Origin of the sequence: Paraburkholderia sp. BR10936 (genome assembly GCF_040965735.1) — a bacterium.
GTDB lineage: Bacteria > Pseudomonadota > Gammaproteobacteria > Burkholderiales > Burkholderiaceae > Paraburkholderia > Paraburkholderia nodosa_A.
Genome location: NZ_JBFRCM010000008.1, coordinates 191,033 through 209,913, shown reverse-complemented (window position 1 = coordinate 209,913; position 18,881 = coordinate 191,033). Strand labels below are relative to the sequence as shown.

21 protein-coding genes are annotated in these 18,881 nt (G+C 65.7%); 13 read left to right on the top strand and 8 right to left on the bottom strand.

The features are described 5' to 3' along the window. Positions 1 to 527 precede the first annotated feature (527 nt). From AB4Y36_RS18960 to AB4Y36_RS18950, 3 genes are all read left to right on the top strand, one after another. The gene (locus AB4Y36_RS18960; protein WP_368683799.1) at positions 528 to 1,733 is read left to right on the top strand and encodes a calcium-binding protein; all 1,206 of its coding nucleotides are present in this window, start codon (positions 528 to 530) and stop codon (positions 1,731 to 1,733) included. A 90-nt stretch (positions 1,734 to 1,823) separates the two neighbouring features. Then, positions 1,824 to 2,927, top strand: coding sequence for a glycosyltransferase (locus AB4Y36_RS18955; protein ID WP_069267713.1), 1,104 nt, complete (start codon positions 1,824 to 1,826; stop codon positions 2,925 to 2,927). Between the two features lie 159 nt (positions 2,928 to 3,086). Next, positions 3,087 to 3,221 carry an entericidin A/B family lipoprotein gene (locus tag AB4Y36_RS18950; RefSeq protein ID WP_069267714.1) on the top strand — a complete coding sequence of 45 codons (135 nt, stop codon included), beginning with the start codon at positions 3,087 to 3,089 and terminating at the stop codon, positions 3,219 to 3,221. A gap of 35 nt (positions 3,222 to 3,256) precedes the next feature. On the opposite strand, the gene AB4Y36_RS18945 is transcribed toward AB4Y36_RS18950, so the two are convergent. Next, entirely contained in the window at positions 3,257 to 3,949 is a 693-nt protein-coding gene (locus AB4Y36_RS18945; RefSeq protein ID WP_368683798.1) for a pyridoxamine 5'-phosphate oxidase family protein, read from the bottom strand. 306 nt (positions 3,950 to 4,255) lie between these two features. Here AB4Y36_RS18945 and AB4Y36_RS18940 point away from each other — a divergent pair, with 306 nt between their 5' ends. Next, positions 4,256 to 4,711: a host attachment protein gene (locus tag AB4Y36_RS18940; protein WP_028202093.1), complete on the top strand. Its 456-nt coding sequence runs from the start codon at positions 4,256 to 4,258 to the stop codon at positions 4,709 to 4,711. 70 nt (positions 4,712 to 4,781) lie between these two features. On the opposite strand, the gene AB4Y36_RS18935 is transcribed toward AB4Y36_RS18940, so the two are convergent. Both AB4Y36_RS18935 and AB4Y36_RS18930 read right to left on the bottom strand, forming a co-directional pair. Then, entirely contained in the window at positions 4,782 to 4,958 is a 177-nt protein-coding gene (locus tag AB4Y36_RS18935; RefSeq protein ID WP_342947748.1) for a DUF1427 family protein, read from the bottom strand. Between the two features lie 28 nt (positions 4,959 to 4,986). Then, positions 4,987 to 5,955, bottom strand: coding sequence for a zinc-binding alcohol dehydrogenase family protein (locus AB4Y36_RS18930; RefSeq protein ID WP_368683797.1), 969 nt, complete (start codon positions 5,953 to 5,955; stop codon positions 4,987 to 4,989). A 176-nt stretch (positions 5,956 to 6,131) separates the two neighbouring features. Between AB4Y36_RS18930 and AB4Y36_RS18925 the strand changes: the two genes are divergently transcribed. Next, positions 6,132 to 7,328, top strand: coding sequence for an acyltransferase family protein (locus AB4Y36_RS18925; protein ID WP_368683796.1), 1,197 nt, complete (start codon positions 6,132 to 6,134; stop codon positions 7,326 to 7,328). Positions 7,329 to 7,409: 81 nt separating this feature from the next. Here the strand turns inward: AB4Y36_RS18925 and AB4Y36_RS18920 are convergent, their stop codons facing one another. Continuing rightward, the gene (locus tag AB4Y36_RS18920; protein ID WP_368683795.1) at positions 7,410 to 8,297 is read right to left on the bottom strand and encodes an MBL fold metallo-hydrolase; all 888 of its coding nucleotides are present in this window, start codon (positions 8,295 to 8,297) and stop codon (positions 7,410 to 7,412) included. Positions 8,298 to 8,413: 116 nt separating this feature from the next. On the opposite strand from AB4Y36_RS18920, the gene AB4Y36_RS18915 reads away from it, so the two are divergent. Genes AB4Y36_RS18915 through AB4Y36_RS18900 form a run of 4 tightly spaced genes read left to right on the top strand, consistent with a single transcriptional unit; the run spans position 8,414 to position 11,291 of the window. Beyond that, positions 8,414 to 8,749, top strand: coding sequence for a metalloregulator ArsR/SmtB family transcription factor (locus AB4Y36_RS18915; protein ID WP_028202089.1), 336 nt, complete (start codon positions 8,414 to 8,416; stop codon positions 8,747 to 8,749). Next, entirely contained in the window at positions 8,746 to 9,180 is a 435-nt protein-coding gene (locus tag AB4Y36_RS18910) for a YeeE/YedE family protein (protein WP_368683794.1), read from the top strand. Before AB4Y36_RS18915 ends, AB4Y36_RS18910 begins: the two co-directional genes overlap by 4 nt. Before the next feature lies 1 nt (position 9,181). Beyond that, positions 9,182 to 9,634, top strand: a complete 453-nt coding sequence (locus AB4Y36_RS18905; RefSeq protein ID WP_069267731.1) for a YeeE/YedE family protein — start codon at positions 9,182 to 9,184, stop codon at positions 9,632 to 9,634. Between the two features lie 40 nt (positions 9,635 to 9,674). Then, positions 9,675 to 11,291 (top strand): sulfur transferase domain-containing protein, encoded by a 1,617-nt coding sequence (locus AB4Y36_RS18900; RefSeq protein ID WP_368683793.1) that lies wholly within the window; start codon positions 9,675 to 9,677, stop codon positions 11,289 to 11,291. A 24-nt stretch (positions 11,292 to 11,315) separates the two neighbouring features. Here the strand turns inward: AB4Y36_RS18900 and AB4Y36_RS18895 are convergent, their stop codons facing one another. Then, positions 11,316 to 11,696, bottom strand: a complete 381-nt coding sequence (locus AB4Y36_RS18895; protein WP_368683792.1) for a DUF5594 family protein — start codon at positions 11,694 to 11,696, stop codon at positions 11,316 to 11,318. A gap of 178 nt (positions 11,697 to 11,874) precedes the next feature. Beyond that, positions 11,875 to 12,762 carry an EamA family transporter RarD gene (rarD, locus tag AB4Y36_RS18890; protein WP_342947740.1) on the bottom strand — a complete coding sequence of 296 codons (888 nt, stop codon included), beginning with the start codon at positions 12,760 to 12,762 and terminating at the stop codon, positions 11,875 to 11,877. A gap of 323 nt (positions 12,763 to 13,085) precedes the next feature. Between rarD and AB4Y36_RS18885 the strand changes: the two genes are divergently transcribed. Beyond that, positions 13,086 to 13,874: a sulfite exporter TauE/SafE family protein gene (locus AB4Y36_RS18885; RefSeq protein ID WP_368683791.1), complete on the top strand. Its 789-nt coding sequence runs from the start codon at positions 13,086 to 13,088 to the stop codon at positions 13,872 to 13,874. Positions 13,875 to 13,905: 31 nt separating this feature from the next. Here the strand turns inward: AB4Y36_RS18885 and AB4Y36_RS18880 are convergent, their stop codons facing one another. Together AB4Y36_RS18880 and AB4Y36_RS18875 are read right to left on the bottom strand one after the other, a co-directional pair. Beyond that, positions 13,906 to 14,166: a hypothetical protein gene (locus AB4Y36_RS18880; RefSeq protein WP_158757093.1), complete on the bottom strand. Its 261-nt coding sequence runs from the start codon at positions 14,164 to 14,166 to the stop codon at positions 13,906 to 13,908. Positions 14,167 to 14,504: 338 nt separating this feature from the next. Beyond that, complete coding sequence (locus tag AB4Y36_RS18875; RefSeq protein ID WP_069267735.1) at positions 14,505 to 14,858, bottom strand: BON domain-containing protein; 354 nt, start codon at positions 14,856 to 14,858, stop codon at positions 14,505 to 14,507. Positions 14,859 to 15,428: 570 nt separating this feature from the next. Between AB4Y36_RS18875 and AB4Y36_RS18870 the strand changes: the two genes are divergently transcribed. From AB4Y36_RS18870 to AB4Y36_RS18860, 3 genes are all read left to right on the top strand, one after another. After that, positions 15,429 to 16,928, top strand: a complete 1,500-nt coding sequence (locus AB4Y36_RS18870) for a TAXI family TRAP transporter solute-binding subunit (RefSeq protein WP_069267736.1) — start codon at positions 15,429 to 15,431, stop codon at positions 16,926 to 16,928. Positions 16,929 to 17,007: 79 nt separating this feature from the next. Further along, the gene (locus AB4Y36_RS18865; RefSeq protein ID WP_342947738.1) at positions 17,008 to 17,661 is read left to right on the top strand and encodes a 2-hydroxychromene-2-carboxylate isomerase; all 654 of its coding nucleotides are present in this window, start codon (positions 17,008 to 17,010) and stop codon (positions 17,659 to 17,661) included. Between the two features lie 159 nt (positions 17,662 to 17,820). Then, positions 17,821 to 18,831 (top strand): LysR family transcriptional regulator, encoded by a 1,011-nt coding sequence (locus AB4Y36_RS18860; RefSeq protein WP_368683790.1) that lies wholly within the window; start codon positions 17,821 to 17,823, stop codon positions 18,829 to 18,831. Positions 18,832 to 18,881 lie beyond the last annotated feature (50 nt).

Genomic DNA, 18,881 nt, shown 5'->3' with positions numbered 1-18,881 from the left:
CTCTGCAAGTCACAATGCGAGCGTTGCGTTATGTGCGCAACCGCACATAACGCAACGGCTCTCGGACCCGGTTCGCCTGATTGATATAAAGGATTCCTTAATGTTTACCCTGGAGATCGCGACAATCGACTCTATTTTCCTTATTTGATCGCGACATCTGTGATAGACGGAATCTAGTCTCCCGCGGAGTGCCTATCCGTTCGCCGTCGCACACATGAAGTGGCCAATGACACGGCAAAATGCTTTCTGGCTGCGCCTCCAACCGGGGTAAGCCAATTGAAAATGCCGGCGTGGAGCGAGCAAGCGCGCGTAATCGGTAGCCGGCAACCGCTCCACGCGAGGAATACGCCGTGATGCATTCCGCAGGAAGCACCCATCGTCTGCCCACCGATACCGCCCGTTCGCGAGACGCGAGACACGCGAAACGGACCTGGCCGTTCGGCATACGTACCATTGAAAGCCTGGCGGCAGGTATCTGCGCACTCGCATGTGTATCGGCGGTGCACGCGAGCGACGCTGTGCACGCCATGCCAGCCGACGAATTCCTCCAGACGCTCGCTGTCGACACCCACGTCAGCTATACCGACGGCGCGTACGTCAACGTGCACAACGTCGCCGACGATATGGCGTGGCTCGGTATTCACCACGTCCGCGACTACCCGCCCGGCTCTTCCATCCCGTTTTCCAGCTATGTCTATCTCGCGCAGCGCGGCGTGAAATTCAACTTCCTGATGGGCGCGGACTTCGAGAAACACATCGGGCAGGTTGCGCAGTTGAATACCGAGGTGCCCGGCAGCGTTGCGGCCATCGAAGGCCCCAACGAACTCAACAACTTTCCAGTCGCTTACCAGGGGCTGACCGGCGCTGCAGCCGGGCTCGCTGTGCAGCGCGACCTCTACGCACGCGTACACGGCATGCCGGAGCTCAAAGCGGTGCCCGTATACGACGCGACCGGCTTCGACCCCAAGTCAGTCGAGACGCGTGCAGCTTCGGCCGACTTTGCGAATCAGCATGTCTACCCGCAAAACGGCGAGCAGCCCCTCTGGAACGCGAACGGCGACAAGTGGATGCTTGCGGCGATTCACCTGGGCCAGAGATTTCAGTTGCCGCTCGTCATCACCGAGTTCGGCTACTTTTCATTGCCGCAAGCGGGTTGGTACATGCTCGGCGTCGACGAGGACACGCAGGCCAAGGGCATTCTCAACGGTTATATGGATGCGGCGTCGGCGGGCGTGAAGCGGCTCTATGTTTATGAACTGCTCGACCAAAAGCCCGATCCGGCGCACAAGAACGATGAAATGCACTACGGGCTCTTTCGCAACGACAACAGTCCTAAGCCGGTGGCCTATGCCATTCGCAATCTCACGTCGATCCTGAACGCCAACATCACACGGCGCGCAAGCGCAGCGGCGAGCAACACGCTCGCCTATACGCTTTCGGATATGCCGCAATCGGCGAATAGTCTGCTGCTGCAGAAAAAGGATGGCCGCTTCGTGCTGGTGCTCTGGAACGAAACGCTCATCTGGGACCGTGCGACAGGAAAGCCGCTCACCAGCCCGCCCGCGCGCGTCGGTCTCGACTTTGGCGAAACAGCAAAACGCGTCGAGCTTTACGATCCGCTCGCTTCAGCGGAGCCGCGCAAAATCCATCGCGACGTGCGCCAACTCACCGTGGAAGTACCCGACCACGTCATCCTGCTCGAAGTCACACCCGCGAACGCGCCGGGAACCTGAGCGCGGCGCCGGCCGCAAGAGGTTCGGGGCGGGCAGCCTGTCCACCTTTGTATAATCGCGCATTCCTTCTTCCGGTCGCGGTTTCCTTTCATGCTCAGTTTTGCCCTCGGCTTTCTCGTTTCCTTGCTGGTCACGCTGCTGATCGTGCGTTACGCGCATCTGCATGAAAGGTTTTCCGTCGATTCCGATCTCGTCGGCGTGCAGAAATTCCACGTGCGTCCCGTGCCGCGCATCGGCGGAACGGGCATCCTCGCGGGGCTGATCGTGGCGGCCGCGCAGTTGCACGGGGCGTATCCGGCCGTCTCCGGCGGTATACTCGGGATTGTCGCGTGCGGGTTGCCGGCGTTCGGTTCGGGGCTCATCGAAGACCTGACCAAGCGCGTCTCGCCGCTTGCGCGCCTCCTGTGCACGATGGCCGCCGCCGCGCTCGCGTTCTGGTTCCTCGGCATCGCGGTCACGCGCATCAGCGTGCCGCCGCTCGACTTTCTGCTTTCCTACGCGGCGATTTCCTTCGTCATCACCGTGCTCGCGGTCGCCGCGCTCGCCAACGCGATCAACATCATCGACGGCTTCAACGGCCTCGCCTCGATGGTCGCGTTCATGATGTTCGCCTCGCTCGCCTACGTGGCCTTCCAGGTGCACGACCCCGTGGTGCTCTCCGCGTCGTTCATCATGATGGGCGCGGTGCTGGGCTTTTTCATGTGGAATTTCCCCGCTGGCCTGATCTTTCTCGGCGACGGCGGCGCGTATTTCATCGGCTTCATGCTCGCCGAGCTGTCGATCCTGCTCGTCATGCGCAACCGCGATGTGTCGGCCTGGTATCCGGTGCTGCTCTTCATGTATCCGATCTTCGAGACATGTTTCTCGATCTACCGGAAGAAGTTCGTGCGCGGCATGTCGCCCGGCATCCCCGACGGCGTGCACCTGCACATGCTCGTGTACAAGCGTCTCATGCGCTGGGTCGTGGGCGCGCGCAATGCGCGAGAACTCACGCGGCGCAATTCGCTCACTTCGCCCTACCTGTGGCTGCTCTGCCTGATCGCCGTGATTCCGGCCACGCTGTTCTGGCGCCACACGCTCCATCTGTTCTGTTTCGTGGTGCTGTTCGCGCTCACCTATGTGTGGCTCTATGTGAGCATCGTGCGCTTTCGCTCGCCCAAGTGGCTCGTCGTGCGCCGGACGCGCAAGCGCTGAAAACGGCTCGATGTCACGCACGCGCCCATGCGCAGCCTCGGCGCATGTGTCCCCGCTTCGCGCGTAGAATTGAAAGGAACGGCAGCGCGCATGCCTCGTGCCCGCCACCGCTTCCATTCGACGCTTATTTGCCGCCTATTCGATTCAGGGAGAGCCAGGATGACCCGTTATCTCGCGTTTGCGCTTGCACTTTTCGCTGTGACACTCGCCGCCTGCAACACCATCGCAGGCGCGGGTGAGGACCTTTCGAAGGGCGGTCAGGCCATCACCAATTCGGCGGAAAAGGCGAAGTAAGCCGCCTGCGCGTGAATCGCGGTGCGAGCACCCGCTCACACTGCGGCGCCCTCGCGCAGCCGCGCGACTTCCGCTTCCAGTTCCCGTACGCGGGCCTCGCGTTGCGCGGCGGCCTCCTCCAGTTCGCGTACGCGCGCGTCGCGCTCGTCTAACGCGGCCTTCACGTCCGCGGCCTCAAAGCGCTGCGGAATGTGCTGCGGGCAGTTCATGTCCCACGCGTGCACCGTGAAGACGATCACCCGCTCGGCGCGCGCCTTGTAGCCCGCAGGCATCAATTCCTCGACCAGCGCCGGGTCTTCGACGACGCGCGCGCGGCCCCAAATCTTCACGCGCCGCCGCCGCGCATAGTCGATGACGAACAAATGCGCCTTCGGGTTATCGGTGAGGTTGCCGAGCGTGATGTATTGCTGGTTGCCGATGAAATCCGCGAAGGCAATGGTGTGCTCGTCCACCACATGCAGAAAGCCCGCCGGGCCGCCGCGATGCTGGATGTACGGCTGCCCTTCGGTATTCGCGGTGCCGAGGAATACGCTCGTTTGCGCGGCGATGAATTCCTGGATTTTGGGCGTGAGCGCCACGCCCCAGGCGTGATCGCGCTCCACGCTCGCATAGAGCTCGCGCGAACCCAGGCGCTCCTGCATCGCCTTGACCGTCGGCGTGAAGGCGATGTCGCTCGGATAACGGAGGATGCGATCGGCGGTCGAGGCGGTCGAGTCGTTCGGGCTCATGGCGGACTCCTGTGCAGCGCGCTGCGGAGTCTAAAGGCTAGGCGCTTGCACAGAAAAAGATAATCCACCGCCAGCAAGAATCATCCTTCCGAATTCTGGGAGGGCAAGCGGCCTGCGGGCACGCGGCTCGCTGTTGCGACACTTTCGCGTCCCGCGCGAGCGCCAGCGGTGCGCCGACGAGCGTGGCGGCACTTCCCGTGCCGTGCGGCCCGAAGCGCGCTACCCTTGACGTTTACGCCGCGAGGCCCGAGTCCACTCAACCGCCCGGCGGCCGCATGCGCCGGGTGCCATGGCAGGGAGTCGAACATGTCGAAAACGATCTGGATTGTTGTCGCCAACCGTGTGACCGCGCGCATTTTCGCCGCCGAAAGCCCGCTGGGCGCCATCGACGAGGTCGAGACGCTGCTCCATCTGCAAGGCCGCATGTCGGACGAGAACCTCGTGACCGACAAGCCGGGGCGCACCACCGACCGCGTCGGCTTCGGCCGCAGCGCGACCGATCCCGACACCAGCCAGCACGACCACGAAGCCACCGTGTTCGCGGCCGAGATCGCGACGACGCTCGCGAAGGCCCGCAACGACGCGCGCTACGGCACGCTCGTCCTCGCGGCGCCGCCCGCGTTCCTCGGCGCGTTGCGCAAGGCGATCGACGCACAAACGCGCAGCCTCGTCACGCTCGAACTCGACAAGGATCTCGCGGCGCTCGACGCGCGCGAACTACGCACGCGCTTGCCGGAGCGGCTCGTGCGGGCCGGGGCGTGAGCCAGCCCGTCAGTCGGTAAAATCCGCGCCGCAGGGCGATATCCGGTGCGGTGAGTGAGGATTGCCCCGCTCACCCCGCCAGATGCGCGACGCATGCGCGCACGACGCCGATGACATTCTCGCCCGCCAGCATGCCGAGCAGCCCGACGAGCGCGATGGTCGGCGGCGCGGGCGATTTCACCTGCAGCACGTTGTAGAGCAGGCCCGCGAGCGCGCCGACCGCGAACGACACCAGGTAGGCCTTCATCTCTATCTCCTGTTCGTTCTTCGGGCGCTCACGCCATGTCGATCACGACGCGCCCCGGCGTGCCCGCCGCGACCGCCTCGTAGGCTTCGCGTGCCCGCGCGAGCGGAAAGTGCGCAGCCACGACGGGCGGCTCGAACTGGCCCGCGTCGAACGCTTCGGCAATCGCGCGCATGAGCGGTGCGGATTCGGCCACGCCGAGCTTCGCACTATCGGCGCCGAGTAGCTGCGTCTCGTTGTGATAGAAGTCGATCAGGTCGAACTCCACGCGCCGCTTGCCCGTCGCGCTGATCTCGACCACGCGGCCACGCCGCTTCGCAAGCGAGAGCGCCAGTTCGAACGCCACGCCGCCCACGGCGTCGTAGACCACGTCCGCGCCTGCGCCATCCGTCAGTTCGCGCACGCGCTCGGCGGTGTGCTCGTTCATGGGAACGAAGGCGTCGATGAGACGCGCAGCCGGCGAGCCGGCAAGCGGCGCCTCGCGGCCCACGCCGATCACGCGCGCGCCGCGCGCCTTCGCGATCTGCGTAACCGCGCCGCCCACCCCGCCCGACACGCCGATCACGGCGATCGTCTCACCCTCGGCGAGGCGCGCGTAATCGACGGTGCCCAGCCACGCTACGACGAAGTTCACGCCAATGGATGCGGCCTGCGCGTGCGAGAGCGCCGCGGGCTTGCGGACGAGCGCAGCCTCGGGCACCTCGATGAACTCGGCATGCGTGCCGTCGCGCGTGAAGCCGATGTCGCCGCCCGTGCCCCAGACCTCGGCGCCGAGCCACTCCGCGGGGCCAGCCACCACCACGCCACTGAAGTCGCGCCCCGGGACGCGCGGGGGCACCGTGTGCTCGAAATGGCCGGCGACGTTCTTCACATCGCTCGGGTTGACCGAGGCGGCGCGCACCTGCACGAGCGCGCTGCCGCCCTTTGGCGCGGGCGTGGGCAGATCGAGATACTCGAGCACCTCGGGCTTGCCGAAGGTCCTGAACTGGATGGCTTTCATGGCGGGACTCCGTGCAATCAGTTTTTGCGCAACGCCTTACGCGAACGCGTTATCGAACCGTCAATGTAGTTTGCTGCAGGCCGGTCGTGTGGACAGACGCTTTCGAATTTCGGACAAGGTAACTCTTTAACTAATTGCTGACTTGTGTACGGTCACACACAAAACTACGCACACGCGTGCGTTTTGGCGATGTCAGAATAGCCTCGATCAAACGCAGAGCATCCGTCCCGCCCGCCATTGGCGAACGCGCAGACCGCGCATCCACCATGCAAAAGCTAAAGTCTCTTACCGTGCTGCGCGCTGTTGCAGCGACAACGGTCATCTTCTTTCACATCATGTCGCCGACTGGACATACGCTCGGTGAATTCGGCGTCGACATTTTCTTCGTGATAAGCGGTTTCGTCATCGCCCTCGTGCTGGACAACCCGAATTTGACCACACAGCGCTTTCTCGCGGACCGCGTTGCCCGCATCGTGCCGCTGTATTGGGTGTTGACGTTCGGTGTATTCGCCGGGGCACTCATTGCGCCGGAGTTGTTGAATTCGACCACAGCGGACCTCGGGAATCTGCTGAAGTCGCTCTTTTTCATTCCCTATCGCAAGGAAAGCGGCCAGATATTCCCGATGTTGTTCGTCGGCTGGACGCTGAACTACGAAATGTTGTTTTACGTGGTCACAGCCGTTTCGTTGATGCTGGTGCGCCGTCGCCGCCTGCTGTTCACTTCTGCGCTGATCCTTGCGATCTTTTGCGCGACTAAGGCATCGAACTCGCACGGCGTATTCACCGCGTTCTATGCGAATCAGCGTTTATTCGAGTTCCCGCTCGGCTTCATGGCCTACCAGATCTGGAAATCCGGAGTCCGAATCAAGCTGCCGCTTGCGGGGTGCATCGCGGTAGCGGCCTATGCGTGGATGGCCTACATCAACTGGCACAACCTTTCCAACGCACCGCTGCTTTACTACGGCCTGCCGGCTTTCGTACTGATCGGCTGCACACTGAGCCTGGAACCGGCGATGGGCTCGGGCTCGTTGACACGCGCAGCCATATTCATCGGCGATGCGAGCTATGCCATCTATCTGAGCCATCCATACTGTGTGGAAGCTGCGCGCAAGCTGCTGCCGGGCGCTCTCGGCGGCTTTGATCCGACTGCGCCGCTCGGGGTGGTGCTCACGATGATCGTGGCTACGGCGATGGGCGCCGCGCTCTACCAGTTCGTCGACTGGCCGCTGCATAGGCGCGCGCGTCGTCTGTTGCACGCTGTGCCGGCCATACGGTTGCGCAGATCGCGCGCTGCCGGCGCGAGCGATGCAGGCACAGGCTTGCAGGAGGAACCGGCCGGCAACTTGCCAGTCAACGAGGACGCTCACTGCTAACTGAACAGCGAAGCGCGCGGGCAGCAAGCGACGTTTTCCCGCGCTCCCAGAGGCACTTAGCGGAACTCACGCCGCACATATTCAAAGTGCGTTAATCGGAATCTTCAGATAACGCACGCCGTTGGCTTCGGGCTCCGGCAGGCGACCCGCGCGGATATTCACCTGGATCGACGGCAGGATCAGATTCGGCATGGCGAGCGTGCGGTCGCGCGCGGTGCGCATCTGCACGAACGCCTTTTCGCTCACAGTCTCGTTCAGGTGGATATTGCCGCTGCGCTGCGCGCTCACCGTGGTCTCGAAACACGGCCCGCGCGAAGCCGGCGGATAGTCGTGGCACATGAAGAGGCGCGTGTCGCCCGGCAGATCGAGCAGCTTGCGCGCCGAACGGTAAAGCGTGTGCGCGTCGCCGCCCGGAAAGTCGCAGCGCGCCGAGCCCACGTCGGGCATGAAAAGCGTGTCGCCCACGAACACGGCGTTGCCGATCTGATACGCGAGATCGGCAGGCGTGTGGCCGGGCACGTGCAGCGCGCGCGCCTCCAAAGCGCCGACCCGGAATGTCTCGCCGTCCTGGAACAGCACGTCGAACTGACTGCCGTCCGGGCTGAGCGTCTCGGCGAGATTGAACACCGCGCTAAATACACCCTGCACGTCGCGAATGTGCTCGCCAATGGCAATGCGCCCGCCCAGCTGCGCCTTCAGATACGGTGCCGCCGAGAGATGATCGGCATGCGCGTGCGTTTCCAGCAGCCACTCGACGCGAAGCTCGTAGTCGCGCACGAACGCGATCACGCGATCGGCCGATTCCGTGGAGGTGCGGCCCGATTTCGGATCGTAGTCGAGCACCGGGTCGACGATCGCGCAGGCGCTGCCGCGCCCGGCGTGCACGACGTAGGTGACCGTGGCCGTGACGGGGTCGAAAAAGGACTCGACGGTGGGCTCGGGTGTGGGTAGCTGGGCTGGGTGGGACATCAACGACTCCGCAAAGATGACCCTCTATTGAAACACATATTATAAATTTATATAATGTTTTTAGACAAAGTATAATCTGGCGCATTGACTTGCTACCTCGTCCGACGGGGCGACCCATGAACTCACCACTCACCCCCGAAGCGCTCGCGGCCCTGCGCGAATCCGCCGAAAAGTGCTGCGCACTGCTCAAGGCGCTTGCCCACGAAGACCGTCTCCTGCTGCTTTGCCAGCTCACCGAAGGCGAGCGCAACGTCGGCGAGCTCGAGGAGCTGGTGGGCGTGCATCAGCCGAGCCTTTCGCAGCACCTCGGCAAGCTGCGCGACGAAGGTCTCGTCGATACGCGCCGCGAAGGCAAATACATCTACTACCGCCTCGCGAGCCCCGAAGTCATTCAGGTCATGCAGACGCTCTCGAGCCTCTATTGCGGGCGGCTCAAGGTCCATCCGGCATGAGTCTCGACCTCGCTCACTTCACGCCCTACGCCTCGTTCGCGGGCGGCCTCATGATCGGCGCGGCGGCCGCGCTCTTCGTGCTCGTGAACGGGCGCATCGCCGGGATCAGCGGCTTGCTCGGTGGGTTGCTGCCGGGCTCGGGCGGCGAGCGCGGCGTGAATGCCGCGTTCGTCATTGGCCTCATCGCCGCCCCGTTGCTGTGGCGGCTGCGCGCGACGCTTCCGGTCACGCAGATCGATGCGTCCACGTTCACGCTCGTCGTGGCGGGCCTGCTGGTCGGCATCGGCACGCGTTACGGCTCGGGCTGCACGAGCGGCCACGGCGTGTGCGGGATCGCGCGCGGTTCGCGCCGCTCGTTCGTTGCCACGGGCGCGTTCATGGCGGCGGGCTTCGCCACCGTGTTCGCCGTGCGTCACCTGATCGGAGGCTGAGATGCGAAAACTCAGCGCATTCGCGTGCGGTCTGCTGTTCGGCATCGGCTTGCTCGTCTCGGGCATGGCCAACCCGGCCAAGGTGCTCGGCTTTCTCGATCTCGCCGGAAATTGGGACCCGTCGCTTGCCTTCGTGATGGCGGGCGCCATCGCCCTCGCCGCGCCCGCCTTCTGGCTCGCGCGCCGGCGTGCGTCGAGCCTCGCTGGCGCCCCGATTCAGCTGCCCACGTCGCGTCGAATTGATGGCCGACTGGTTGGCGGCGCCTTGCTGTTCGGCGCGGGCTGGGGGCTAGCGGGCTTCTGCCCCGGCCCCGCGCTCGTCGCCGCGGGCGGCGGCCAGCCGCGCGCCTGGCTCTTCGTCGCCGCCATGCTCGCGGGCATGGCAATTTTCGCCGTGCTGGAGCAGCGCCGCCGCTCGCAAGAAGCCGCATCGATCCATACCAAACCGCAATAAAAGCAGCACTACGCCGCACCAGCCTCGGGACAAAAATTACATGCAAATCACGCAACACGACGCGCGCTTCGGGAGCGCCGACCAGATCACGCCCGACGACCTCGCCGCCATCCAGGCGGCGGGCTATCGCTCGATCATCTGCAACCGGCCCGATGGCGAGGGCGGCGACTCGCAACCCACGTCGCAGGCGCTGCGCGCCGCGGCCTCGCAGCTCGGTCTGCAGTTCGCGTATCTGCCGGTAACGCCCGGCCAGATCACCGCCGAAGACGCTGCGCGCTTCGCCCAGCTGCTGATCGACCTGCCCGGCCCCGCGCTCGCGTATTGCCGCAGCGGCAACCGCGCCACGAGCCTCTATCGGCTCGCGCAGCAAGGCGCGCCCACCCAGGCCGCGCAAACCGCGAATGCCGCGCGCGCCACGACGGCGGCCTGCGCGTGGGAAGGCGAAACCTGGGACGTCGTCGTGATCGGCGGCGGCACGGCGGGCGTCGCCGTCACGGCGAGCCTGTTGCGCCGCGAGCCGAACCTGAAGATCGCCATCGTCGAGCCGAGCGATCACCACGACTATCAGCCCGCGTGGACGCTGGTCGGCGGCGGTGCATACGACGTGACGAAAACGCGCCGGCCCATGGCGAGCGTCATCCCCGCCGGCGTGAAGTGGTTCCGCGCGGCCGCTACGCGCGTCGAGCCGGACGCGAACGTCGTGCAGCTCGACAGCGGCGTGCGCGTGGCCTACCGCCAGCTCATCGTCGCGCCGGGACTGCGGCTCGCGTGGGAGCGCATTGCGGGCCTCACGGAAACGCTCGGCAAGAACGGCGTGACCTCGAACTATCGCTACGACCTCGCGCCCTACACCTGGCAGCTCGTGCAGCAGATGAAGAGCGGCACCGCGCTCTTCAGTCAGCCCGGCATGCCGATCAAGTGCGCGGGCGCGCCGCAAAAGGCCATGTACCTCGCGTGCGACCACTGGCGACGCCAGGGTGTACTCGGCCAGGTCAACGTGGAGTTCAATCTCGCGGGCGCCGTGCTATTCGGCGTGGCGACCTTCGTGCCGCCGCTCATGGAGTACGTGAAGCGCTACAACGCGAACCTCGCGTTCTCGTCGAATCTCGTGGCCGTAGACGGCCCCGCGCGTATCGCCACCTTCGAGGTCAAAGATGCGAACGGCAACGTCACGCGTGTGGAGAAGCGCTTCGACATGCTGCACGCCGTGCCGCCGCAGGTCGCGCCCGACTTCATCCGCGACAGCCAGCTCGCCGACGAAGCCGGCTGGTGCGACGTGGATCACGCCACGCTCCAGCATCCGCGCTATCCGAACGTGTTCTCGCTCGGCGACGTGTGCTCGGCACCGAACGCCAAGACCGGCGCGGCCGCGCGCAAGCAGGCCGTGATCGTGGCCGAGAACCTGCTCGCCGCGCGTGCGGGCGCACCGCTGGCGTATCGCTACGACGGTTACGGCTCGTGCCCGCTCACCGTGGAGAAGGGCAAAGTCGTGCTGGCCGAGTTCGGTTATGGCGGGCGTCTCTTGCCTACCTTCCCGCTCGACCCCACGCGGCCCCGCCGCCTCATGTGGCTGCTCAAGGCGAGTGTGCTGCCGAGCTTCTACTGGTGGGGCATGCTCAAGGGCCGCGAGTGGCTCACGCGGGCTGCGCGCGGCTGATGAACCTCGAGGGCCAAGGCGCGCTTAGCCCTCGAAATCGAGCCCGCCTAGCAGCACCTCGGGCTCGCCTTGCGTGCGCGAAGCAAAATCGACAGAGCGCGCCGACTCCCATGACGCAAGCTTGCGCCCGGTCGCTTCGAGGTAGTGCTCGAAGCGCGCTTCGCCGCCGGGCTCCATGAGGCGCTCGATCTCCTCGGTGTCCCAGGTCAGCGAGACGTTCAGCGGATACACATACGGATGCCGGTGCTCGTTCGCGACGCCGCGCAGGCGCACGCGCGTAGGGTGGCCGTGCCCGACGTTGGGCACGACATCGACGTGCACCGAAGAGCCGAACTGTTTCGCCAGCTTCGCCGCAATGCGCGGTGCGAATTCTTCCTCGAACCGGCGGACGGCTTCGATACTCATGCGCGGGGCACTCCACTGAGGATTGGCCAAGGGTTAAGGCTCTGCCGGTCGCCGCTGACTCGCGCATCCGATTCACACAAATCCGATGCTACGACCGTGCGGCCATCGTGCTGGCATCCTACCGCGCCGCCGGCAGGTCAGCCAATGCCCGACAGGGCAGCAGCACCACTCAGCCCCCTCACGCCGCGCGGCGCTCCCGTTCAGCCACGAGGCTACGCACGCCTTCGAGCGAATACACGCCGAGCGCAAGCCAGATCGCGCCGTAACCCACGGCGCGCACCGCGCCGAACGGCTCTCCGTAAATGAGCACGCCGGTGAGCAACTGCAGCGTGGGCGTGACGTACTGGATCAGCCCGAGCATCGACAGCGGAATGCGCCGCGCGGCCGCGCCGAAGAGAAGCAGCGGGACCGCCGTGATCGGGCCGGAGGCCGCGAGCAGCAGCTGCAGCCCGCGCGAGGCATGCGTGAAGTGGCTCGCGCCGGCGAGACCCACGATCGTCAGATAAACGACCGCAACGGGAAAGAGCAGCACGGTTTCGAGCGCGAGGCCTTCGAGCGCGCCGAGCTGCGCGGTCTTGCGCAAAAGCCCGTAGCCGCCGAAGGTCACGGCGAGCGCAAGACTGATCCAGGGCGGCGCACCGTTCTGCCAGGTGAGCCACACGACGCCCGCGGTGGCCAGCGCCACAGCGGCCCATTGCAGTGGGCGCAGGCGTTCGCGCAGGAACGCATAGCCGAACAACACGTTGATGAGCGGATTGATGAAGTAGCCGAGGCTCGCCTCGACGATGTGCCCGGCATTGACGGACCAGATATAGATGCCCCAGTTGGCCGAGAGCAGCACGGCGCTCGCCACGAAGCGCCCGAGCAGGCGACGGTCACGCAGCGTGGGCCCAAGCCATCGCCAGTGACGGCGCACGACGAGCACGGCGATCACGAACACGAGCGACCACGCCATGCGGTGCGCGAGCATTTCGAGTGCGGGGATTTGATGCAGCGTCTTGAAGTAGATGGGGAAGAGCCCCCAGAGAACGAATGCAGCGAACGCGTAGAGGATGCCGGGATTCATGTCGGGTTCTGGTTATGGTGGCGCCAGTGCTGCGTGGCGCTGTTCGGCACGTGCCTGCGCGCGAAGGACGCTCACGGCACGTGAAGTTGCGAGCCGGCATCTGGCCCGCATCCTGCCAGTGGGACGGAGTCAAGGTAATTGAAAGCCAGGCGCAACGCGTCCGATTTCGCTTAACCCAGCGCCAAGCCGCCGGTTTTGCGACAATAGCGGATTTTCGCCGCCAGCCTTGGCCGTTGTCCAGCCTGACGCGCCGCTTACGGCGCGCGCTGTTCTCGACACGGCAGGCGACGGCGTAGCCCCCTGAACCGGCCTCTTCGCGCGCGATGTCCTTCCCCCATATCGATCTGCTGTATTCGCTGTCCGGCCTGTTCGTCGGATTTCTGGTCGGCCTGACCGGCGTGGGTGGCGGCTCGCTGATGACGCCGATCCTGGTCCTCGTCTTCAACGTGCACCCGGCCACGGCAGTCGGCACCGACCTGCTCTATGCGGCCGCGACGAAGTCCGCGGGCACGCTCGTGCACGGGCTCAAGGGTTCGGTGGACTGGCGGGTGACGCTGCGGCTCGCGGCCGGCAGCGTGCCCGCCGCGACGATCACGCTGATCCTGCTGCACCGCTATGGCATGGACACGCCGCGCGCGGGGCATCTGATCCAGGCCGTGCTGGGCGTGGCGCTGCTCATTACGGCCGTCGCGCTCATTTTCCGCCCGCAGCTCGCCGCGTTCGCCTCGCGCCACCGGCATGAGCCGGGCGAAGCGCGCACGCTCTTTTTCACGATCCTCACGGGCGCGGTGCTCGGCGCGCTCGTCTCGCTCACCTCGGTGGGCGCGGGCGCCATCGGCGTGACTGTACTGCTCCTGCTCTATCCCGCGCTGCCCACGGTGCGCATCGTCGGCTCCGATGTCGCGCACGCCGTGCCGCTCACGCTCCTCGCGGGCGCCGGCCACTGGCTGCTCGGTTCGATCGACTGGCACATGCTGCTTTCGCTCCTGTGCGGCTCGCTGCCCGGCATCGCGATCGGTAGCCTGCTGTCCACCAAGGCTCCCGAAAAGCTGCTGCGCGTGCTGCTCGCCGCGACGCTCTCGCTCGTGGGCGTGCGGCTCGTGCTCTCCTGAATGCGGCACACGCCGCGCCCGCCGCGCACGCTCAGGCGTGGGGCGCCTGGCGGAAAAATCTCCCGTTGAGATCGACCTCGAACTGGCGCAGCCACTGGCCGCGGGCGTCGATGCGGTAAGCCTGCGCCCAGGCGCCGCGCCGCACGATCAGCATGTCGCCATGGTCCGGATCGTTGGGATCGGCTTCGCCGCGAATGTCGAACTGCATGGGCGCAAAGCCGTGCCGCGCACAGGCCAGCTCGAAGGCCGCCCGGTCGACGAGCGGCAAGTCGGTGTAGGTGTGAATGGTCATGGCGATTTCCTGCTTTCCAGCGATGAGGCCGCGCTCGACCTCGGGAAAGACGCGCGATACCCACGGTATACCCCCAACGGCGGGAAGACTGTGTGTCAAACTACACTTTGGCGGCTGCAGTGCAACATGACGCAATCGCATGCCGCTTGCGTTTGCAGGCTGCAGGTTCACGCGTTACGCGGACAAGCTGCCGGCTTCGAACGATAACTGCCCCCCAAGCACACGCCAACCTTACGCCTGCCAGACCTATGCGCACAAAAAAAGCCCGGCCTGTAGCGGCCGGGCTTTTTGCTGTCGCTCGAGCACAGGCGCCCCGTTTCCAGGGCGCGCTGCTGCGTTTATTGCTCCACTCTGACCGTCAGCTTGTTCGAGACCGACGTCACGCCAGGCACACCCTTCGCGACTTCTCCAGCCTTGTCGATCTGGCCCTGATCCGGCACCGTGCCGGTCAGCGTGACAGCGCCACCGTGCGAGCGCACGTTGAGCTTGGAAACGTCGAGGCCCTGAGTCTTCGAGAGCGCCTTGCGCACCGTGTAGCCCAGCTTGCGGTCGGCCTTCTTGGCCGAGGTGGCCGGAGCGGCCGTGGTGGCGGCGGGAGCACTTGCCGACTCGTCCTGCGCGTACGACGCGCTGCAAGCTACCGACAGGCACAGCGCCACGCCCAGCGTCTTCAGAATAGCGACCGATTTCATATTTTCTCCTTGTGTCTTCGCGTTGTTGCGGGTTGTTGTCTGCAATAGGACCGCCTGCCTTGCCGGAGGACGGCTCGGAGGCCGCCCGTCAGCCATGGTCTGACGGCTGTTACCACTACCGATGGCAGCGCACAGCGCGCAATGCGCGTGTGCACGGCCAGGGTCTGGGCGCGATGCGAGAGGCAAAAGGATGAAAGGACGTCGAATTACACCCGCCGGAACAGGTCTGCGCCCGTTTCCTGTTGTTTTGAATTGATGCTCGCCCGAGCCCGCTCGTTCAACTTCTCCACCCCTCCCGGGCCCCGGCGCGCCTTGCGAAGCGCAGCAGGCGAACCACAATTTAGCCTGGCTGTGGCGCAAGCGCAAAGAGTTTAGCTCAGGCGCATGTGGCATGCGCTTAAGCTGTTCCGCGAGGCACGCGGGCATGCCGCCGCAACGCCGAATCTCATGTACCATCGGCACCACAGAGCCCGCGCGGCGCGCGCGCCTGAGCCGACCCGGCGCCAGCGCCGGACCCGACGCGGACCCGACCCGCACTCCCCCGAACTACCCGAGGCCCGCCCAACCCCGATGAAGTCCCGCACCGGCCGCAAACCTCCTCCCCGTCTCGTCGCGCGCTTCGTGGCGATCTCGTGGCGCGACCTGGCTGTCACGTTCGGTCCCATCCTGCTCGTGAGCGCGGCGGCCATCTGGCTCGCAGTGCGCCTCATCCAGCCCGCGCCGCCCAGCACGCTCACCATGAGCGCGGGGCCCAAAGGCAGCACCTTCTGGAACGCCGCGGAAAAGTACAAGGCTATCCTCGCGCGCAACAACATCACGCTGAACGTGCTCGAATCGGAGGGCTCGGCGCAGAACCTGCAGCGTCTCGCCGACCCGAAGTCGAACGTCGACGTCGCGTTCGTGCAGGACGGCCTCGCGAGCAAGGTGCCAGGCGGCCTCGTGTCGCTCGGCAGCGTCGCTTACGTGCCGCTCGTGGTGTTCTATCACGGCCCCGTCGCCACGCGGCTCTCGCAGTTCGAAGGCCAGCGCATCGCCATCGGCGCCGAGGGCAGCGGCACGCGCGAGCTCGCGCTCACGCTGCTCAAGGCGAACGGCATCGAGCCCGGCGGCCCGACCAGGCTTTTGCCGCTTTCCGGCGACGACGCCGCGCGCGAACTCGTGGCCGGCAAGATCGACGTCGCGATTCTCGCGGGCGACTCCGCGCAGCCGCCCGTCATGGGCCGCCTCATGCGCATGCCGGGCGTGCGCTTCTTCGACTTCGTCCAGGCCGACGCCTACGCGCGGCGCTTTCCGTTCCTCACGGCCATCACGATCCCGATGGGCGCGTTCGACTTCGGCCGCAACCTGCCGGCAGCGCCCCTGCATTTCATCGCGCCGACGGCAGAACTGGTCGCGCGCGACTCACTGCATCCCGCGCTCTCCGACCTCCTGATCGAAGCGGCCAAGGAGGTGCATGGCCGCTCCACGTTGCTGCAACGCGCCGGCGAATTCCCCGCGCCGCGCGCCCAGGACTTCCCGATCAGCGCCGACGCCGCGCGCTACTACAAGTCGGGCAAGAGCTTCCTCTACCGCGTGCTGCCCTTCTGGGTGGCGAGCCTCGCCGACCGGCTCGTCGTGCTGCTCGTGCCGATCATCGTCGTGCTGATTCCGGGCCTGCGGATCGTGCCTTCGCTCTACGCGTGGCGGGTAAAATCGCGCATCTACCGCTGGTACGGCTCGCTCATCGCACTCGAGCGCGCCGCGATGGCCGACAACTCGCCCACCGAGCGCCGGGCGCTGATCCGCCAGCTCGACAAGATCGAGGAATCGGTGAATGGCATGAAAATGCCGCTCGCCTACGCGGAGCAGTTCTACGTGCTGCGCGAGCATATCGGCTTCGTGCGCGCGCGGCTGTCCGGCACGCGCGAAGCGCCGGACGCAGGCGTTGGGGCAGAAGAAGAGCAGACAGCGGAAAGCGCAGAAGAGGCAGAGGCGCCGGAAGGCGGCAGCAACGACGCAGGCACAGCGGGTACAGAGGCGAGCCATGCAAACGAAAGCGGCGGCAATGAAACAGGCGAGCGCACGCATTAGCGCCGCTGCACGCATTTTGAACCGAACAATGGGCCATGCAAGCAATGGCCCGGATATCGCCCTGGAGAGGAGAAACAGCATGATCGACGGCATCGACGCCAGCCAGCCGGCCTGGTTCTACGACTTCGTGTCGCCGTTTTCGTATCTGTTGCTGGAGCAGCAAGACAAGTGGCCCGGCTTCGATTTCGTGCCGACGCCGGTGCTGCTTTCCGAGCTATACCGCCACTGGGGCCAGCCGTTCGGCTCCGCGGTCCCGGCCAAGCGCGTGTTCACGTACCGGCACGCGCTCTTTCGCGCCGAGCAACTCGGCATTCCGTTCAAGATGCCGCCCGCTCATCCGTTCGACTCGGTCAGGCCGATGCTGCTCGCCATTGCGGCGGGCGGCGAGTTCGCGTGCGTGCGCGAGATCTTCCGCTTCATCTGGCGCGAGGGGCGCGACCCGTCGAGCGACGAGGGCTTCGAGCAGCTTTGCGAGCGCGTGGGCATTCCGCACGGCGAGTCGCTGATCGAGGAAGAAGTCGTGCGCGCGCAGTTGCGCCGCAACACCAACGACGCGATCGCGATGGGCGTATTCGGCGTGCCGACGTTCTGGATGAACAAGCAGCTCTTCTGGGGCGAAGACGCCTTGCCGATGGTGCTCTACTGCGCACGCAGCCCGAACTGGCTCGACTCGCGCGAGGTCAAGCGCATCAGCACGCTGCCTTCGGGGCTCGCGAAACCGGTTACCGAGTGACGGGCTGCGCGCCGCGGAACCATCCAACGCGTGCCCTTCTGATGCCGGTCATGCCGCGCACCCTATGGCGGTGGCGCGCGAGCAGGCATATGGTTATGGCTGAATCCGTGCGCGCAACGCTATGCGTCGTCGCGCACGCGCCCTTGCCCGCCACACCCCATGGACGACGATAACGCCCTCACCCTCGACATCTGGCTGGTGCGCGTGCTGCGCACCCTGCTGGTCGAGCGCAGCGTCACACAGGCCGCGCTGCGCCTGAACCAGACCCAGCCTGCCATCAGCACGGCATTGCGTCGGCTGCGCGAGATCCTGGGCGATCCGATCCTCGTGCGCGGCAAGGCCGGCATGGTGCCGACCGAGTACGGCGAGTCGCTGCTGCAGCACGCGCAGCGCATACTGCGCGACGTGGAGTTCGTGGCCACGCCGCACGGCGACTTCGACCCGGAACGCTCGAAGCGCACGTTCCGCCTCGCCGCCCCCGACTACCTCAACGACTTCTTCATGCCGACGCTGATCGCGCGCTTTCGCGAGACGGCGCCGGCGGCGCGGCTGGAGATCCTCTCACTCTCGCCCACGCTCGATCATCACGGCGCGCTGGACGCGGGCGAACTCGACATCGTGATCGGCAACTGGCCGAAGCCCGAGGCGCGTTTCGCGCGCAGCGACCTCTTCTCCGACAAGGTCGTCTGCATGATGCGCGCGGACCATCCGCTCGCGCGCCGCGAACTCACGCGCGACGCCTATCTCGCAGCTCCCCATCTCGCACCCACGCCCTATACGGGCTCCCATGCGAGCGCGATCGATCTGGGGTTTGCGAAGGCGAAAGCCGAGCGCCGCATCGTCGCGACGCTGCCCTACTTCGGACTCGTGCCGCAGGTCTTGCTGAAATCGGATCTGATCTTCACGACGACACGGCGCTTCGCGCAGCACTACGCGAGGCTCTTGCCCATCGCCGTCGTCGAGACGCCGTTCGCGTTTCCGCGCATTCACTGCTATCAGATGTGGCATCCGCTGCCGGACAGGCCGAGCGATGTCGGATGGCTGCGCGGATTGATCGAAGAGGTGTCGGGATCGTTGACCGCCGAGCGCGGGACGAAGCGTGCCGCGACGAAGAAGGCCGCGAGCGCGAAGAGCGAAGCGACGCCCACGCCGCCGCTCGAAGCTGCCTGAAATAACGCAAAGCGATAACGCAAAGCGAACGCAAACGGGCGCCCTCATCA

Coding starts and splice junctions, on each gene's coding strand:
- rarD (WP_342947740.1), bottom strand. CDS start 12,762: ATGAATCCCGGCATCCTCTACGCGTTCGCTGCATTCGTTCTCTGGGGG.
- AB4Y36_RS18895 (WP_368683792.1), bottom strand. CDS start 11,696: ATGAGTATCGAAGCCGTCCGCCGGTTCGAGGAAGAATTCGCACCGCGC.
- AB4Y36_RS18945 (WP_368683798.1), bottom strand. CDS start 3,949: ATGAGCCCGAACGACTCGACCGCCTCGACCGCCGATCGCATCCTCCGT.
- AB4Y36_RS18955 (WP_069267713.1), top strand. CDS start 1,824: ATGCTCAGTTTTGCCCTCGGCTTTCTCGTTTCCTTGCTGGTCACGCTG.
- AB4Y36_RS18870 (WP_069267736.1), top strand. CDS start 15,429: ATGAAGTCCCGCACCGGCCGCAAACCTCCTCCCCGTCTCGTCGCGCGC.
- AB4Y36_RS18915 (WP_028202089.1), top strand. CDS start 8,414: ATGAACTCACCACTCACCCCCGAAGCGCTCGCGGCCCTGCGCGAATCC.
- AB4Y36_RS18885 (WP_368683791.1), top strand. CDS start 13,086: ATGTCCTTCCCCCATATCGATCTGCTGTATTCGCTGTCCGGCCTGTTC.
- AB4Y36_RS18860 (WP_368683790.1), top strand. CDS start 17,821: ATGGACGACGATAACGCCCTCACCCTCGACATCTGGCTGGTGCGCGTG.
- AB4Y36_RS18950 (WP_069267714.1), top strand. CDS start 3,087: ATGACCCGTTATCTCGCGTTTGCGCTTGCACTTTTCGCTGTGACACTC.
- AB4Y36_RS18905 (WP_069267731.1), top strand. CDS start 9,182: ATGCGAAAACTCAGCGCATTCGCGTGCGGTCTGCTGTTCGGCATCGGC.
- AB4Y36_RS18935 (WP_342947748.1), bottom strand. CDS start 4,958: ATGAAGGCCTACCTGGTGTCGTTCGCGGTCGGCGCGCTCGCGGGCCTG.
- AB4Y36_RS18900 (WP_368683793.1), top strand. CDS start 9,675: ATGCAAATCACGCAACACGACGCGCGCTTCGGGAGCGCCGACCAGATC.
- AB4Y36_RS18940 (WP_028202093.1), top strand. CDS start 4,256: ATGTCGAAAACGATCTGGATTGTTGTCGCCAACCGTGTGACCGCGCGC.
- AB4Y36_RS18880 (WP_158757093.1), bottom strand. CDS start 14,166: ATGACCATTCACACCTACACCGACTTGCCGCTCGTCGACCGGGCGGCC.
- AB4Y36_RS18930 (WP_368683797.1), bottom strand. CDS start 5,955: ATGAAAGCCATCCAGTTCAGGACCTTCGGCAAGCCCGAGGTGCTCGAG.
- AB4Y36_RS18910 (WP_368683794.1), top strand. CDS start 8,746: ATGAGTCTCGACCTCGCTCACTTCACGCCCTACGCCTCGTTCGCGGGC.
- AB4Y36_RS18920 (WP_368683795.1), bottom strand. CDS start 8,297: ATGTCCCACCCAGCCCAGCTACCCACACCCGAGCCCACCGTCGAGTCC.
- AB4Y36_RS18865 (WP_342947738.1), top strand. CDS start 17,008: ATGATCGACGGCATCGACGCCAGCCAGCCGGCCTGGTTCTACGACTTC.
- AB4Y36_RS18960 (WP_368683799.1), top strand. CDS start 528: ATGCCAGCCGACGAATTCCTCCAGACGCTCGCTGTCGACACCCACGTC.
- AB4Y36_RS18875 (WP_069267735.1), bottom strand. CDS start 14,858: ATGAAATCGGTCGCTATTCTGAAGACGCTGGGCGTGGCGCTGTGCCTG.